Source organism: Natrinema sp. LJW11 (genome assembly GCF_056135975.1).
The window spans coordinates 322,299-337,636 of sequence record NZ_JBWBDM010000004.1 but is presented as its reverse complement, the minus strand read 5'-3'; the positions used below and the strand labels follow the sequence as shown (position 1 = coordinate 337,636).

Annotated in this window: 15 protein-coding genes; 7 read left to right on the top strand and 8 right to left on the bottom strand. The window is 66.0% G+C overall.

Annotation, left to right across the window (positions count from 1 at the left end; genetic code table 11):
* Positions 1-65 precede the first annotated feature (65 nt).
* Entirely contained in the window at positions 66-923 is an 858-nt protein-coding gene (gene prs, locus AC0QDI_RS13470) for a ribose-phosphate diphosphokinase (protein ID WP_474668942.1), read from the top strand.
* Between the two features lie 104 nt (positions 924-1,027).
* Positions 1,028-1,570 carry a heme NO-binding domain-containing protein gene (locus AC0QDI_RS13465; RefSeq protein WP_474668940.1) on the top strand — a complete coding sequence of 181 codons (543 nt, stop codon included), beginning with the start codon at positions 1,028-1,030 and terminating at the stop codon, positions 1,568-1,570.
* A gap of 201 nt (positions 1,571-1,771) precedes the next feature.
* Here the strand turns inward: AC0QDI_RS13465 and AC0QDI_RS13460 are convergent, their stop codons facing one another.
* The 4 genes from AC0QDI_RS13460 to AC0QDI_RS13445 form a co-directional block, all read right to left on the bottom strand.
* A complete protein-coding gene (locus AC0QDI_RS13460; RefSeq protein ID WP_474668938.1) occupies positions 1,772-2,791 on the bottom strand; it encodes a sensor histidine kinase in 1,020 nt (339 codons plus the stop codon).
* Between the two features lie 75 nt (positions 2,792-2,866).
* Complete coding sequence (locus AC0QDI_RS13455; protein ID WP_474668936.1) at positions 2,867-4,957, bottom strand: CARDB domain-containing protein; 2,091 nt, start codon at positions 4,955-4,957, stop codon at positions 2,867-2,869.
* 309 nt (positions 4,958-5,266) lie between these two features.
* Positions 5,267-8,518, bottom strand: a complete 3,252-nt coding sequence (gene ileS / locus AC0QDI_RS13450) for an isoleucine--tRNA ligase (protein ID WP_474668934.1) — start codon at positions 8,516-8,518, stop codon at positions 5,267-5,269.
* 96 nt (positions 8,519-8,614) lie between these two features.
* On the bottom strand, positions 8,615-8,845 hold the full coding sequence (locus AC0QDI_RS13445; protein WP_474668932.1) for a DUF8151 family protein: 231 nt from the start codon (positions 8,843-8,845) through the stop codon (positions 8,615-8,617).
* A 119-nt stretch (positions 8,846-8,964) separates the two neighbouring features.
* Here AC0QDI_RS13445 and AC0QDI_RS13440 point away from each other — a divergent pair, with 119 nt between their 5' ends.
* The 4 genes from AC0QDI_RS13440 to AC0QDI_RS13425 all read left to right on the top strand — a co-directional run bounded on the left by AC0QDI_RS13440 (position 8,965) and on the right by AC0QDI_RS13425 (position 11,043).
* Positions 8,965-9,666, top strand: a complete 702-nt coding sequence (locus tag AC0QDI_RS13440) for a uracil-DNA glycosylase (RefSeq protein ID WP_474668930.1) — start codon at positions 8,965-8,967, stop codon at positions 9,664-9,666.
* A 197-nt stretch (positions 9,667-9,863) separates the two neighbouring features.
* On the top strand, positions 9,864-10,238 hold the full coding sequence (locus AC0QDI_RS13435) for an SRPBCC family protein (protein ID WP_474668928.1): 375 nt from the start codon (positions 9,864-9,866) through the stop codon (positions 10,236-10,238).
* Positions 10,239-10,308: 70 nt separating this feature from the next.
* A complete protein-coding gene (locus AC0QDI_RS13430; RefSeq protein WP_474668926.1) occupies positions 10,309-10,728 on the top strand; it encodes an HIT family protein in 420 nt (139 codons plus the stop codon).
* Between the two features lie 87 nt (positions 10,729-10,815).
* Positions 10,816-11,043, top strand: a complete 228-nt coding sequence (locus tag AC0QDI_RS13425) for a hypothetical protein (RefSeq protein ID WP_474668924.1) — start codon at positions 10,816-10,818, stop codon at positions 11,041-11,043.
* Positions 11,044-11,344: 301 nt separating this feature from the next.
* Here AC0QDI_RS13425 and AC0QDI_RS13420 read toward each other — a convergent pair whose 3' ends face one another.
* On the bottom strand, positions 11,345-12,373 hold the full coding sequence (locus AC0QDI_RS13420) for an A24 family peptidase C-terminal domain-containing protein (RefSeq protein WP_474669242.1): 1,029 nt from the start codon (positions 12,371-12,373) through the stop codon (positions 11,345-11,347).
* A 197-nt stretch (positions 12,374-12,570) separates the two neighbouring features.
* Here AC0QDI_RS13420 and AC0QDI_RS13415 point away from each other — a divergent pair, with 197 nt between their 5' ends.
* Entirely contained in the window at positions 12,571-13,077 is a 507-nt protein-coding gene (locus AC0QDI_RS13415; protein WP_474668923.1) for an HPP family protein, read from the top strand.
* A 22-nt stretch (positions 13,078-13,099) separates the two neighbouring features.
* Here the strand turns inward: AC0QDI_RS13415 and AC0QDI_RS13410 are convergent, their stop codons facing one another.
* From AC0QDI_RS13410 to AC0QDI_RS13400, 3 genes are read right to left on the bottom strand one after another with little or no spacing between them, the layout of a single operon-like run.
* Complete coding sequence (locus tag AC0QDI_RS13410) at positions 13,100-13,543, bottom strand: low molecular weight phosphatase family protein (protein WP_474668922.1); 444 nt, start codon at positions 13,541-13,543, stop codon at positions 13,100-13,102.
* Between the two features lie 20 nt (positions 13,544-13,563).
* Entirely contained in the window at positions 13,564-14,727 is a 1,164-nt protein-coding gene (gene arsB, locus AC0QDI_RS13405; RefSeq protein ID WP_474668920.1) for an ACR3 family arsenite efflux transporter, read from the bottom strand.
* Positions 14,720-15,118, bottom strand: a complete 399-nt coding sequence (locus AC0QDI_RS13400) for an ArsR/SmtB family transcription factor (protein ID WP_474668918.1) — start codon at positions 15,116-15,118, stop codon at positions 14,720-14,722. The genes arsB and AC0QDI_RS13400 overlap by 8 nt, the downstream gene beginning before the upstream one ends.
* Positions 15,119-15,338 lie beyond the last annotated feature (220 nt).

Genomic DNA, 15,338 nt, shown 5'->3' with positions numbered 1-15,338 from the left:
GTGCGAGTCGACTCTCTCGGTCCGAGAACGAAAACTGGTTTACCCCCCGGCCTGTCCCACCGACTATGATCGTCAGCGGATCGGCGTCGCAGGCTCTCGCCGCGGCGCTCGCTCGAGAGCTCGAGGAACCGCTCGCCGCCGTCGAATACGACCGCTTTCCCGACGGCGAACTGCTCGCTGCCGTCCCGGGGCTGGCCGACGCCGACCCGGACCGGGCGGTGATCGTCGCCTCGACCGTCTCGAGCGACGCCCACCTCGAGGTACTCCAGTTACAGGACGCCGCTCGCGAGGCTGGCGTCGAGGAGGTCGTCACCGTGTTGCCGTACATGGGGTACGCTCGGCAGGACGAAGCCTTCGAGCCGGGACATCCCGTCTCCGCGCGGGCGGTCGCCCGTTCGATTTCGACCGGTGCGGATCGAGTGCTCACCGTCACTCCGCACGAGGCGGGCGTCTGCGAGTTCTTCGAGCCGACGGCGACGGCCGTCGACGCGGCGGGCCGACTGGCCGAGCCGTTGCCCGGCGACCTCGCGGAACCGGTCTTTCTCTCCCCCGACGCCGGCGCGATCGAACTCGCCGAGACGGTCCGGGACGCCGCCGGCGCGGGCGAAACTGACTACTTCGAGAAGACCCGCCACTCCGGAACCGACGTCGAAATATCCCCCAGCGACGTCGACGTGGCCGGCCGAGACGTCGTCGTCGTCGACGACATCATCGCGACGGGGTCCACGATGAGCGAGGCCGTCGGCGTCCTGCAGGAGCGAAACGTGGGGCGCGTGTTCGTCACTTGCGTCCACCCGCTGCTGGCCCGCAACGCCGTCACGAAGCTCTCTCGGGCCGGCGTCGAGGCGATCTACGGCACCGACACCATCGAGCGCGGGATCAACACCGTCTCCGTCGCACCGACCCTCGCGAGACACCTGTAAGCAAACGATTAAGTAGTCCCCGGTCAGTCCCATAGTTGTTAGCGCGTGGCACTAGACCGGCTCGGCCACACGAGACGCCGCGGATACTGAACTAAATTGACTCGATGCACGGAATCGTCCACAAAACCCTCAAAGAGTACGTCGTCACTCGGACCGACGACGACGCGTGGGGCACGATCGTCGAACGGGCCGGCCTCGAGCCGAAACTGTACCTGCCCGTCACCCACTACGACGACGGCGAGATCGACGCCGTCCTCGAGACCCTGTCGGCGATGGCCACCCAGGACAGGCGCGCGATCGAACGCGACTTCGGTCGGACCCTCGCGCCGGAACTGCTGTCGACGTTCAGCGCTCACTTCCGCCGCGACTGGGACCTGCCGGAGCTACTCGAGTCACTCGGGGCGGTGGCCGACGACGTCGACGCTGCCACCGAGGGGACCGTGCTGCCGACGCTCTCCTGTCACCGCGAGTCCGACGCTGCGATCGTCACGTACGAGCCGGGCCGCGACACCCGATACTGCGGCCTCGCCCACGGAATTCTCGAGGGGATCGTCGCCGCGTTCGACGCCGACGCGACCGTCGCGGAAACGGCCTGCGCCGACGACGGTGCCGACGCGTGTCAGTTCCGCGTCGACCTCGAGGCGTAACCGTCCAGCGTGGCGTCGCTCGGTATCGATAGGGACGACTGATCGGAGGGAGTCGCGTCGCCAACCTGACCGTTCGTCATTCCCGACTCGGTCGTGTCTCCCGAGAGCGTCTTCCAGCCCCCTGACCGTCTTCGGTACTCCCGCTCAGTACGCGGCCGATCGTCCGGCAGACGGACGATCGGTGTGAACAGCGCTGGGGGACTAGAGCTCGATCTCGAATCGAGCGCCGTGTGACGCGGACTCGGTCACGGATATTTTCCAGTCGTGGACGGCGACTGCGTTTTCGACGATGGACAACCCGAGTCCGCTGTTCTCGTCGGTCGAAAGCGACGAGTAACCGGCTTCGAAGATCGTTTCGCGTAACGGTGGCGGAACCCCGGGCCCGTCGTCTTCGACGTAGAAACCGCGTCGGTCCTCGAGGGAGCCGACGCCGATGGTGACCTCGTCGCCGCCGTGTTCGATCGCGTTGCGAAAGAGGTTTTGCAGGATACTCGAGAGAATACTTCGGTCGGCCTCGAAGGCGAGCGTCCCGCCGCGTTCGACGGTCGCGTTCTTGGTCTCGATGACGGCCCAGACGTCGTCGACGACGCCGTGAAGATCGACGACCTCGACGTCGTCGAGTTCCTGTTTCGAGAGCGTCACTGCGTCATCGATGATAGCCGTCATCCGATCGAGCGCAGAGCGAACCTCCGCGACCCGTTCCGGTGACGGATCTTCCATGAGTTCCTCCGCGTACCCGAGCGCGAGCGTCAGCGGGTTTCGGAGGTCGTGTGAGAGAACGTTCGATACCGTCGAGAGGCGCTCGTTGCGCCGCTCGAGTTCTCGTTCGACCCGCTTTCGATCGGAGATGTCGAGATGTTCCACGAGGACGTACCGGTCCCCGTCACGCTCGAACGTGGTCGCCCAGAACAGGAACCACGACACCGAGTCGTCGGTCGTCGCGCAGGGGTATTCCAGTTGGAACCGTTCGTTTCGACCGTCGAGGAGGGATCGTAACCCCTCGTACGCCTGCTCGGCGTACGAATCGTCGTCGCGACTCGGCTCGCAGGCATCGAAGTAATTCGTTCCGATCATCGCGGGATCGTCGGTAAATCCGCCGTCCGTGGCGAACGCTCGCCACGCCGCGTTCGTGTACACGATCACACCGTCGGAATCGACGACCGCTACTTCCGAATCGAGTTCGTCGATAGCGCGGAGCGCGAGATCATCAGGTGTGGTCATACACGATGGATGCCAGTCAGTCCATATCAGACTTCGTACACGGATCCGGCAGCTTTGGCCGCGATCGCGTCGCGATCAGCAACGGCGGGCAAGCAACGCCCCGGAAACGGCCACCACGAGGACGACGAGGGCCGCCGGGACGCCGAAACCGGGGACCTCATCGAGCGCGGCGGCCGGCCCGCCGCCGACGCGAACGGTGACGGTCCGCTCGCCCACGCCGATCTCGTATCGCCCGCTCTCGTCGAACCGGAGGGCCGCCTCGACCGTCGTCGACTCGCCGGGTCGGAGCGCCACCGAGCGCTCGGCGACGACGCCCTCGGCGGTCCGGAACGCGATGACGGCCGCCGCCGGTCGGTCGTCGGCGGGTTCGACCGTCGCGGTCGCCGTCACCGACTTGCCGGGATCGATCGTCTCGGACGAGAGACGGAGGTCGGAGACGGTCACGCTCGTCTTCGACCGGACGACGGCGGTCAGCCGCTCGGAGCCGACGCGAACCGTGTACTCGCCGGGCTTCGACGGCGTCCACGAGAGGCGGTGGCTCGTCGCCTCGCCGGACGCGAGCGTCCCCTGCTCGTGGTCGGCCACTCGGCCGTCGACCTGCAGGGTCGCGTCGTAGGTCCCGTCGCGATCGCCGACGTTCTCGACCGTGACCGGGATCGACACGGGCTCACCGACTGGAACCGCGATCACGTCGCCGTTCTCGCCGCTGATCGAATCGATCGTCGACGGTTTCCAGCGCGGCCACTCCCGGTCTCCCACTTCGATCGGCTCGGTTCCCAGCCCGTACTCGAAGGCCGCGACCGGCTGGTCGAAAGCCGCCCCGTGCTGGCTCCGGCTCCACATCTCGGGGGTCGCCTCGGTCCGCGTGTAGCGCTCGGCGGCGGTCCGAACGTCCGTTCCGCCGTACTCCTCGAGCAGGCCGAGGAAGTCCGCCTCGGTGATCTCTCCCTCCCGGGCGTTCAGCGCGCGGAAGACGTCCTCGAGCGTGCGATCGCCGTCGGTCGCGAGCCGCAGTCGGCGGTCGATCTCGCCGTAGACGAGCGCCCCCTTCGCGTAGTCGGTGTCCGGGTCGTCCCACGTCGACCGATCGACCAGTACCCCGTCGGCGTACCGTGATCGCTCCCCTCGCTCGAGGAGGTCGCTGAAGTCCCCGAAGTCGGTCCGCCCGGTCTCGAGGGCGAGCAAGCCAGCGTAGTAGTCGGCCTGGGCCTCGACCAGCCACTCCGCTTCGGCGGCGGTGTCGGCGTTCGAATTGGAGAAGCGTTGGCGAACGTGAACGTACTCGTGGAACCAGACGGGGTTCGACTTCTCGAGACGTTCGTCGGCGACGACCCACGCGTCAGATCGACCGTACTTGAGCCCCGGCGGCCCCCAGTCGACGTCGTTCGGGACCGCGACGACGAACACCTCGTCGCTTCGCATCCCGACGTCGAGTCGGCCGCTGGCCTCCGTCAGCGCCGACAGGACCGCCTTCGGCGACTCCTCGAGGGTCGCGGCCTCGGGAACGACCAGCCTGAACGTCTCCCCGTCGACGGTCCGCCGGTGCTCTCGTACCTCCCCGAAGAACGCGATGTCGCCGCCGGTCGCACCCGGCCCGTCGACGCGCACCGACTTTTCGATGCCGACCGGATCCGTCCGGCTGTACCGGATCGAAACGTCGGGCACCTGAACCACCCCCCAGTCGCCGGTGTCGACGAACGTGTAGCCGTCGCTCGACGAGCCGACGGTCCCCTCGTCCCCTCGCCGATCCGCCGGCATCGTGTACTGAATCGTCGGCTCGTCGGTCGACTCGGTCCACTCGAAGGTCCGCTCGCCGGTCCGTTCGAACCCCGTCGTCGACTCGACGGTCGCCTCGGGCTGGAGCGTGATCTCGAGTTTCGTGACGGGATCGGGGACGTCAAACGTCGTCTCCGCCTCGAACAGGTCGGACTCCGCCGGACGGTGCCGAAGGACGGTCGTCCGATGGAGGACGTCCTCCGAGCCGGCCGTCGCGGCCACCGATCCGGCGCTCGTCCCGGCCGAGACCAGCGACTCGCTGGGACCAACATCGAACCCAGACGTCGCCCCGGAGTCCGCGGTTCGTGCCGGCTCGAGCGCACCGACACCGGCCGGAAGACTTCCGGCGAGTAAGACGACCAACACGAGGACGGTGAGCCGAGATTTCACTACCCGTTGCTGGTCAGTCAGCGCTCAAGACGTTTATGGCAGCGATACTGTCACGTTGCGGAGAGTCAGACGTAAACGAGAACGAACGCGGACGGAAGAACCAGCGAGGCGGACGCTAATCCGACGCTTCCGCGGCTGCCAGCGGCTCGAGCGCGATCTCGGACATCCACCTTTTTCTCGTCGGGTTCGCTACGCTCACCACTCCTCGAAAAACCTGGACCAAAAAGCTGCCTCGCTGCTCACGGGCGCTTCGCGCACGTTCGCTTCCGAGGACTTCGCTTCGCTCAGTCCTCGCACCGCTCGGCAGTTCTAATCGGAGACTTCAGCCGCCGCCAGCGGCTCGAGCGCGATTTCCATCGTCACGCCTTCCACGTCCCACTCCTTGCGGTGGCCGTCCTCGACCGGTCGGCGCTCGTCCGCGCGAACCTCCTCGTCGATCAGGTCCTCGTGCTCTGCCACGAGGTCTGCGACGCGGTCGTCGTCGATCTCGAGATCCAGCGCGATCCGCTCTTCGACGTCGAGATCGAGATCCTTGCGCATCTCCTGGACGCGGCGGATGACCTCGCGGGCGTAGCCCTCGCTCTCGATGTCGTCGGTCAGCGAGGCGTCGACGTAGGCGACGCCGCGGTCGTCGCCGTCGGTGCTGAACGCGGTGCCGGCGACGCCGTCGGGCGTCTGCGTGACGAACGAAACCATCTCGTCGGTGATCTCCTCGCCCGCCTCCAGCGCGTCCGCGACGGCGTCGTCGATCGCCTCGAGGCTCGGCTCGTCGATGCGAGCCTCGTTGAGCGCGTTCATGACCCGCCCGGCGCGGTCGCCGAAGGCCGGGCCGAGTTTACTCATGTCGGCCTCGGCGCTGTAGTTCAGTTCGCCCCAGCGCTCTTCGGGCGAGACGAGTTCGATCTCTCGGGCGTTGAGCCGGTCCTCGAGCAGTCCGGTATGACGCTCGACGGCGTCGACGACCCGCTGGTCGTCCGCGGCGACGACGACGCGCGGCACGGGCCAGCGCAGTTTGCGGCCGGCCTGCTGACGGGCGTTCGCGCCGGCCTCCTCGATCGCGCGGAGGAGGGCAACGTCTTCCTCGAGTTGCGCGTCTTGCCAGTGCTCGTCGACCGCGGGCCAGTCCTCCATGTGGACCGTGGGATGGCCCTCGTCGCCGGTGAGCGTCCCGTAAATCTCCTCGCTGATAAAGGGCGCGTACGGCGCGAGCAGGGCGACGCTCTCCCGGAGCACCTGATAGATCGTCGCGTAGGCGGCCGTCTTCGAGCCGCTGTCCGCTTCGTCCCACATCCGTTCCCGGACCGCCTGCACGTAAAAGCGCGAGACGTCCTCGACGACGAACTCGAGCAGGGCGTCGACCGCCTTGTCCTGCCGGAACTCCTCGAAGTGTTCGGTCATCTCGGCTTTGGTGGACTGCAGCCGGGCGAGCACCCACTCGTCGATCAGCTCGAGATCTTCGTCCACGTCTTCCAGCGTGGTCGCTTCGGCGGCTTCGCCGCCTTCGCCTCGTTGCGACTCCGTCGCAACGCCGGGCTCGAACTCGTCGAGGCGCATGTACGGCAGCGGGAACCGGAAGACGTTCCACAGCGTCCGGAGGTGATTCTCCATCGTCTGCATCCCGTCCCAGTCGAAGCGCATGTCCTCGCCCTGCGGGTTGTTCGACAGGAGGAATAGCCGCATGGTATCCCGACCGTGGCGATCGATCGCCTCGTGGGGGTCGACCAGGATGTCCTTGGACTTGCTCATCGCGCGGCCGTCGGGCATGAGCGCGTGGCCGTGCATCAGGACCTCCTGATACGGGCTCTCGCCGAGCGCGGCGGTGCCCATCCCGAGCTGGGACCAGAACCAACCGCGGGTCTGGTCGTGGGCCTCGAGGATGAGGTCGGCGGGCCACAGCTCGTCGAACCGGCTGTCGTCGGCGGGGTAGTTCAGCGTCCCCCAGGAGGCGACGGAGGAGTCGAGCCAGACGTCGAACACGTCGGGAACGCGAGTGTAAGTGGTGTCACCGTCGGTGATCGTCAGGTCGTCCACGATGTCCTTGTGAAGGTCGACCGCTTCGGGGTCGACGTCCTGATCGACGCGCTCGGCGAGTTCCTCGCGGTCGCTGATGACGATCCGGTCTTCGTCGTCGTCCCGATCCTCTGGGGTCCAGATCGGGAGGGGAATACCCCAGTAGCGCTGGCGGGAGACGTTCCAGTCCGGTGCCTCCTCGACGAAGTCGCGGAAGCGATTGTCGCGGGCCCACTCGGGGTGCCACTCGCTGTCCTCGATGTTGTCGAGGAGATCGTCTTTGATGTCGGTGATCGTGATGAACCACTGGTCGGTGACGATCTGGAGGATCCCCGTATCACACCGCCAGCAGTGGCCGTAACTGTGATGGACGGTTCCGGAGGCGAGCAGCGCGCCCTCGTCCTCGAGGTCGGCCGTGATCTCGTCGTCCGCGTCCTTGACGAACTGCCCCTCGTACTTGCCCGCTTCCGCGGTGTAAACGCCGTCGCCGCCGACGGGACAGAAGATGGGGAAGCCGAGTTCGCGACCGCGCTCGAAGTCCACCTCACCGTGGCCGGGCGCGGAGTGAACCAGCCCGGTGCCGTCGCCGTCGGTGTCGACGTAGTCGGCCGCGTAGACCTCGAGCGCACCCTCGTGGTCCGGGTGATCGGGCACCTCCTCGCTGAGCGGCTGCTCGTAGGCCCAGCCGAGCAGGTCCTCGCCGGAGCGCTCCTCGACGACCTCGTAGTCGTCGTAGCGCCCCTCCCGCAGGACCTCCTCGTGTTTCGCCTCGGCGAGGTAGAGCAGTTCCTCCTCGCCGTCCTTTTCGGCGCGAACGCCGACGTAATCGCCGTCCTCGTCGACCGCGACGAAAGTGTTCGCCGGGATCGTCCACGGGGTCGTCGTCCAGATGACGAGCGAGCCCTCGCGCTCGGCGAGGTCGAACTTGACGTAGATCGAGGGGTCCTCGACGTCCTCGTACTCGACCTCGTTGTTCGCGATGGCGGTCTCACAGCGCGGGCACTGCGAGATGGAGCGGTGGCCCTTCTCGACTAAGCCGCGATCGGCGGCGTTCGAAAAGCCCCACCAGGCCGCCTCCATGTACTCCGGTTCGACCGTTCGGTAGGGATCGTCCCAGTCCATCCAGACGCCGAAGTCCTGGAAGTCCGATTGGAGGCCCTCGAGCTGTTCGTCGGCGTAGTCCTTACATTCCTGAATGAAGTTCTCCTCGCCGAACTCCTCGATGTCTTGCTTGTTCTCGAAGCCCAGTCGCTCCTCGACGCGGGTCTCGATGGGAAGCCCGTGCATGTCGTAGCCCGGCCGATCGGTGACGTCGTACCCCTGCATTCGCAGGAAGCGGATGTAGACGTCCTTCAGCGACTTGTTCCAGGTGGTCCCCATGTGCGCCGATCCCGACGTGTACGGCGGGCCGTCGACGAAGAAATAGGACTCGCCGTCCGCTCGGTGCTCGACCGTCCGCTCGTAGGCGTCGACGTCGTCCCAGTACTTGAAGACCCGCTGCTCGAGTTCGTGTGGGTCGTACTGGTCGTCGACCTCGTCGAACCTGCTCATACCGGACCTAATCGCTTCCGGCAGTAAAGAGGAATCGATATTGCAGGTCGCTCGCGTCACCGGCACTCCGAGAAACCGAACGTCGTCAATAGCTACTCAGACGTACTTCGAGAGAACCTTCTGATAGCCCAGCCCATAGACGCCCGCGTAGAGCATGACGCCGCCGAGGAGCGCCATCCACATCGCGATCATCGCCTCGCCGCCCCCGAGGTGCTGGAGACTCGCCTGTTCGACGAGGACGCCGCCGACCGTCAACACACCGGCGACGACGGTGTAGACGACCAGCGTGAGTGATTCCACGAGTAGTTCCGGTTCGAGCGTTGGCATTAGCACTCTTCTACCCACCCGCTCAAGGTAAATCTGTCCCCTCGCGCGCGACGCGACTCGACCGGCGTCGGGATGGCGCGGACCGACTCGCATATACCGCCTCGGACGTATTCTCGGGCGTGCCCGCGACCGACCCCGATGCCGACGCTGGACCCGACTCCGAGCCCGATTCGGCGACCGCAGAATCACCGGCCTATCCGAGCGATCGCAACGTTCTCGAGCCCGACTGCGCGCGCTGTCCGGACCTCACCGAGAGCCGCGAGTGCATCTCGTGGGGAACCGGCCCGCTCGAGGCCGATGTGGTCGTCATCGGCGAAGCGCCGGGCTATGGCAACCCCGACGCCGACCGCTGGCGGGGCGGCAACTGGACCGGCAGAGCGTATACGTCGCGCCACTCTGGCCGACGAGTCCGCCGGATGATCGAACGGATCGGCTACGGCGACGCCTATTACACGAACGCGGTGAAGTGTTTTCCCGCCGATTCCGACGATCCGTCAAGTAATCGCGAACCCACCCCCGAGGAGCGCGCGAACTGCCGGGCTCATCTGCTAACCGAACTCGAGGCGGTCGATCCGACGGTCGTGCTCGCGACGGGAAAACACGCGACGAAGACCGTGTTAGCGGCCGAAGGTCGGACGCTCGAGGGCTTTCTCGACAGCGTGCTCGAGCCGGTGCGGTGCGAGCGTCTCGACGTGTGGCTCGTCCCGATTCTGCATCCTTCGTATCAGGACGTCTGGATCGGCCGGTTGGGCTACGAGCCCGAGGGGTACCTCGAGGCGATCGGCGAAACGCTCGACGGACTGTGTACCGCCGACCCATAAGGGAGCTCGGCCGTTCGGACCGTCGAAGTTCTCGAGTCGATTAGACGTTCACGGCCCATATGCCATAATTTAAGTCTCGAACGCGGACGTTCGGTATGCCGACGTATCAGCGGACGTCAGTGGTCGATGCCGACTTCGAGACGGTCTAGGATTTTTACGACGGCGTCGAGGAACTGGAAGTCCTGACGCCCGACTGGATGGGGCTGCAAGTGCCTCGCGTCGTCGGCCCCGACGGCCAGCGGGATCCGGACGGCTACGAGGTGGGAACCGAGATCCACCTCCGATCGCCGCTGCTCGAGGCGCTTCCGGCCGGCGAGTGGGTGGTTCGGATCACCGAACACGAGCCGGGCGAGGAGCGGGCGTCCTTCGTCGACGAACAGGTCGGTGATCGAGGGCCCTTCGAACGGTGGCGGCATACGCACCGGTTCGCGGCGCTGGACGGGAAAACCGTGATCCACGATCGGGTGAACTGCCGGCTGCCGGGCGTCGGTGATCTTCCGCTGGCGACGCCGTCGCTCGCGGTCACGCTGTGGTATCGCCACCGTCGGACCCGGGCGCTGCTGACCGAGTGACCCTGGTCACGCGGCCGCCGGGACGAGGGGTCGGGTAACCTTCTTACGATGAGCCGACACACACTCGAGCATGAGTACGATCTTCAGCCAGATCGTGGAGGGAGACATTCCCGCACGAATCGTGTACGAGGACGATACGACCATCGCCTTCCTCGACGCCAACCCGCTGGCACCGGGGCACACGCTGGTGATCCCCAAAGACGAGTACGAGCGGCTGAACGACGTCCCAGAAGACATCGCCACGGATCTCTACGCGACGATCCATCGTATGGTCCCCGCCGTCGAGGAGAGCGTCGACGCCGACGCGACCACCGTCGCGTTCAACAACGGCGAGGAGGCCGGACAGGAGGTTCCACACGTCCACTGTCACATCGTCCCGCGCTTCGATGGCGACGGCGGCGGCCCCATTCACGCCATGTTCGGCGGCCCGGCCGATCTCGCAGACGACGAACTCGACGAGATCGCCGACGAGATCGAGTCTCGAGCCTGACTCGAGCGAACGCCGTCGTCGAGTCGGTCACGTCGCCATCGTCGAGGTCGCCGTGACGTTTTTACCGTCCGCGCGTGAGCCTCGGGTATGACCCTCGCCGGCATCGTCGCCCAGTTGCGCGCCCACCCGGTCGCCACAGCTCTCGAGCTCGGCAGCGTCCTCGTCTGCTGTCTGCTGTTCGCCGGCACGTTCGTCCTCCTCTCGAGTGGCGTGCCGACCGGCAGGGGCGATCCGTGGCTGGCGTTGATCGGCGTCGGCGTCGCGTTCGTCCTCTTCTGGACGGTCCTGGTCCCGCTCTACGAGCGAACGTTGTAGACGGTTCATGGTACTTGAGTTCGTGAATGAAACAGAGGGTTCTGATGGAAATACGGTGAACGAAGTGTCCTGCTATCGTGGCTACACGGAATCGCCACGCCCTCCCCAGCCGATTCGTTCGGTCGCTCTGCTCCCTCCCTCATCCCTCGCACAGTTTCGAGTCGCGATTCGTCTTCGACTCACCGCGACTCAGCGCGCGCCGCCGCATGCCGGTTGGCTGGTCTGAAGTGATGCGTTGCTCCTCTCTCTATCGTGAGTTTTGTCGGTAGCTTCGAATACAGAACGAACGGCCCCAGTGCAGTCAGAACAACGTTCCCAGCAGTAGGTCGCCGTAGACCAGCGCGATCACCAGCCCGGCGAACACCGGGACGAGAAACGGCGTTCCCGGCGAGATCCAGACCGTCTCTTCCGTCGCGAGCACCTCGAGGCCCTCACGGAGCGTCTCCGGCGTCGTTCCGTACGCCGAGCCGTCGATGTCTTCGAGGAAGGCGTCGGCACCCCACGGATCGTCGTACCCGGGCGCGTCCGAGTCCGCCACGGCTTCGGGGACCGCGTCGGCGGCCTTCGACTCGAGCGTCCCACCGTCGCCGCGGGGCTGGACGCTTGCAGTCACCGCACCGTCGGTCGGCGGATTCGGCTCGGCGGGCAGCGTCGCCGGATCTCGGTACCGCTCGGGGTCATCGCGCAAATCGGCCAACGAGAGCCCTCGCCAGCGGAGGTACATCCGGAGCGCGTCGAGATCGAGGCCGCCTCGAGAGAGCCCCGACGGCGTCTCGAGCAGGCGGCCGTGGGTCTCCGGAATCCGGTCCCGGGAGACGGGCCAGCCGACGAACATGACCGGCGCGATCCGACCCGCGGCGGCGTTGCGGATCGCCAGCGCGACCGGCAGTGCGATTCCAACCAGCACCGCGTTCGTCAGGATCGTAAACGAGAACGTGCCGACGGCAGTCGTCTCGGCGAGCGGGAACGACCACGAACCGAGCGCGTACTCGGGAAAAGTCGGAAAGAGAACGGCCAACACGAGCAGCGCTTTCGCGTCGGCCCCGCCGAAGCCGCCGAACCACCAGAACAGGTAAGCGATCGGGACGACCAGTCCCAGGCTGATCGCCGTCGGAATCAGGAACTCGTAGGTCCAGGCGTCTCCGCCGGCGCTCCAGGCGAGCCAGCCGTCCCAGCCGAGCAGCGCGGCGCCGAGCAGGGAGAGGGGGATCCAGACGGTACTCGAGACGCGTCTGGTCTCGATATCGCGGTAGGCGGTCCAGGCGAAGACGGGAACGGCGAGGAGTCGGAGCAGATCCGGCGCCGTCCCGATGGCACCAGCGAGCGTCACGACCGTTCTTCCGAAGCGCGGTGCCGTTACGTTTTCGGCCTGTCCGAAATCCGTCATCGGCTCACTCCCCGCTCGAGCGCATCGGTCCCGCTCCGACGGATGTCTCGAATGTCTCGATTGTGTTCAAAGCGTCAGTTCTGAGAGGTAGAACCGACAGAAAGTGAACGTCTATCCGTTTGCACTGACAAGCACCGCCCATGAGGGAAGGCGCGGCGTTTTCGACCCTGTACGTCGGCGTTCTGCTCGCGGTCCCGGGGCTACTGGCCTGGGTGACCGGACAGGCGTTCATTTTTCCGAGCCTCGGGCCCTCCGCGTTCCTGTTAGCGACGGTTCGAGAGGGGGAGGTGACCGCGCCTCGACGGGTGATCGGCGGACACTGTATCGGCGTCGCGGCCGGGCTGGTCGCGTATCACGCGCTCGCACCGGATCTCGGCGTGAGCGTGACCACGGCCGCACCGGCCCTCGCGACCGCACAGCTCCGATTCGTCGCCAGCGGCGTGATCGCCGTCGTGCTCACCTCGGGGGGCATGCTCGCGACCGAGACGGTCCACCCGCCCGCCTGTGCGACGACGCTGATCGTCTCGCTCGGGTTCCTCTCGTCGATCGTCGACGGCGCGCTGATCGTCCTCGCCGTCGTGATCCTCGTCGCCGCACACGAGCTCGTGAGACGCGGGCCGTCGTTCGACGACGACGTGCCGATCTGAACAATAAAGCGGGAGTCTCGAGTCACGCGGGATCGCTGAACTCGTCGAACAGCGCGACGACCCGCCGCTCGATCTCGTCGCGGATCTCGCGCACCCGCTCGAGGTCGCGTCCGTCGGGATCGTCGAGCGCCCAGTCGCGGATCGCCACGTCCGTGCCGACGTCACCGACCTCGAGCGTCGAACAACCCATCGTCGCGACGTAGTCACACGACCGAAGCTCGTCGATCGTGATCTCGCGGGGCGTTCGGTCGGCGAGGTTGAAGCCGGCATCGGCCATCACTTCGATCACCTCCTCGTGGACCTCGTCGGCGGGGTGGGTACCGCCGGTCAGGATTTCGACGCGCTCCTCGAGGTCGCGCCGGGCGCGTTCGCGTTCCGCGAACGCGGTCGACATCTGGGAGCGGCCGGCGTTCTGGACGCACATGAAGGCGATACGGATCGGGTCGGACGTGGCGTTGGTGGACATGGTCGTGGATTTTCGTGCGATTAGTCGTCACTCGGCGATTCAGCCGTAGTCGTCGTCTCGAGACCGCCGATATCGGCCCCGCTCCAGTCGAACCGGCGCTGGAAGTACAGCGCGACGTTGACCAGCGCGAGTAACACCGGAACTTCGATGAGCGGGCCGACGACGGTCGCGAAGGCGACGCCGGAGCCGACGCCGAACACCGCCACGGCGACGGCGATCGCGAGTTCGAAGTTGTTCGAGGCTGCCGTGAAACCGATCGCGGTCGTCGTCGAGTAGTCGGCACCGATCCCGCGACCCATGCCGAAGCTCACGAAGAACATGACGACGAAGTAAATCGTCAGCGGGACGGCGATCAGGAGGACGTCGCCCGGTGCGGCGACGATCGTCTCGCCCTGCGTGGCGAACATCACGACGATGGTAAACAGGAGCGCGACGAGCGTCAGCGGATCGATCCTCGGCACGAACGACTCGTCGTACCACTCCTCGCTTCTGGCCCGGGTTCCGACGTACCGCGTGAGAAAGCCGCCGGCGAAGGGAATCCCGAGGAAGATCACGATGGCCTCGAACACCTGCACGGGCGAGACGTCGAACGTCGTGATCCCGGCGACGAGCGTCTCCATGCCCAGTAGCGGGGGCAAGAAGAGTCCGAAGAACCAGACGTAGACGCCGTAGGTGACGATCTGGAAGAGGCTGTTGAACGCGACCAGTCCGGTCACGTACTCGGTCGACCCCTCCGCGAGTTCGTTCCAGACGAGCACCATCGCGATACAGCGGGCCATCCCGATGAAGACGAGACCGAGAAAGTACTCGGGACGGGCCGGCAGGCCGGGCACGAGCCCGCCGAAGAAGACGACCGCCAGCCCGAACATCAGGGTCGGGCCGATGAGCCAGTTCTGGACGAGGCTCAGACCGAGCACCCGCCAGTTGCGAAAGACCGTCGGGAGCCGCGAGTAGTTCGCCTTCGCCAGCGGCGGGTACATCATCGCCACGAGCCCGATCTCCACGAGGTGAAACTCCCGGATCGGTTCGGTCACCGACGGTGCGACGGAGCCGAGTCCGACGCCGACGGCCATCGCCGCGAAGATCCACACGGTCAGATACTTGTCCAGGAAATCCATCGACCGCGGATCGCCGCAACTCTCACAGCCGCAGTCCGGACCGTGCTCGTGGGCCGCGTTACTCATCTCCCACGCTTCCCTCGAGGACGGTCACGAGAGCCACCGCCCGGTTCGTCGCTCGATACTTCTTCCAGCGACCGTCCTTCCGGCCGTCGACGAGTCCCGCGTCGACGAGTTGGGAAAGCGCGTGGCTGAGCCCGCTCTCGGTCACGTCGACGACCGCCCGTAGCTCGCAGACGCAGAGCTCCGCCTCGGCCGCGACGAGAACGCGGACGAGCGTGTACCGCGTCTCGTTGGCCAGCGCCGAGAGCACGTCGAGTTCGGCAGTCACTCGATCCGCTCCGATCGCCGCCCCGAGCGCCTCGAGCTCCTCGAGCCGTCGATCGACGTCCTCGTCGCGACACGCCTCGAGTTCGTCCTCGAGATACCGTTGTAATCGACCCGTCGCGTGTGTCATCGGTAGACAGTTGAAAATTTATTCAAGTAATAGTTGCGGTCCTGATCTATAGAGTCAATAGAGCGCTATATATCCTGTTTGAAAGGATAGATCAGATATTGATTGAGGTACTATTCAACTAAATAGAGATGACGATCCCGCTTTCAGTTCGGGCCCAAACAGCACTCGAACCGTACCAGGGAGACGGAATCGACACGTCGCTCGAGGAGTGCGGAGAACG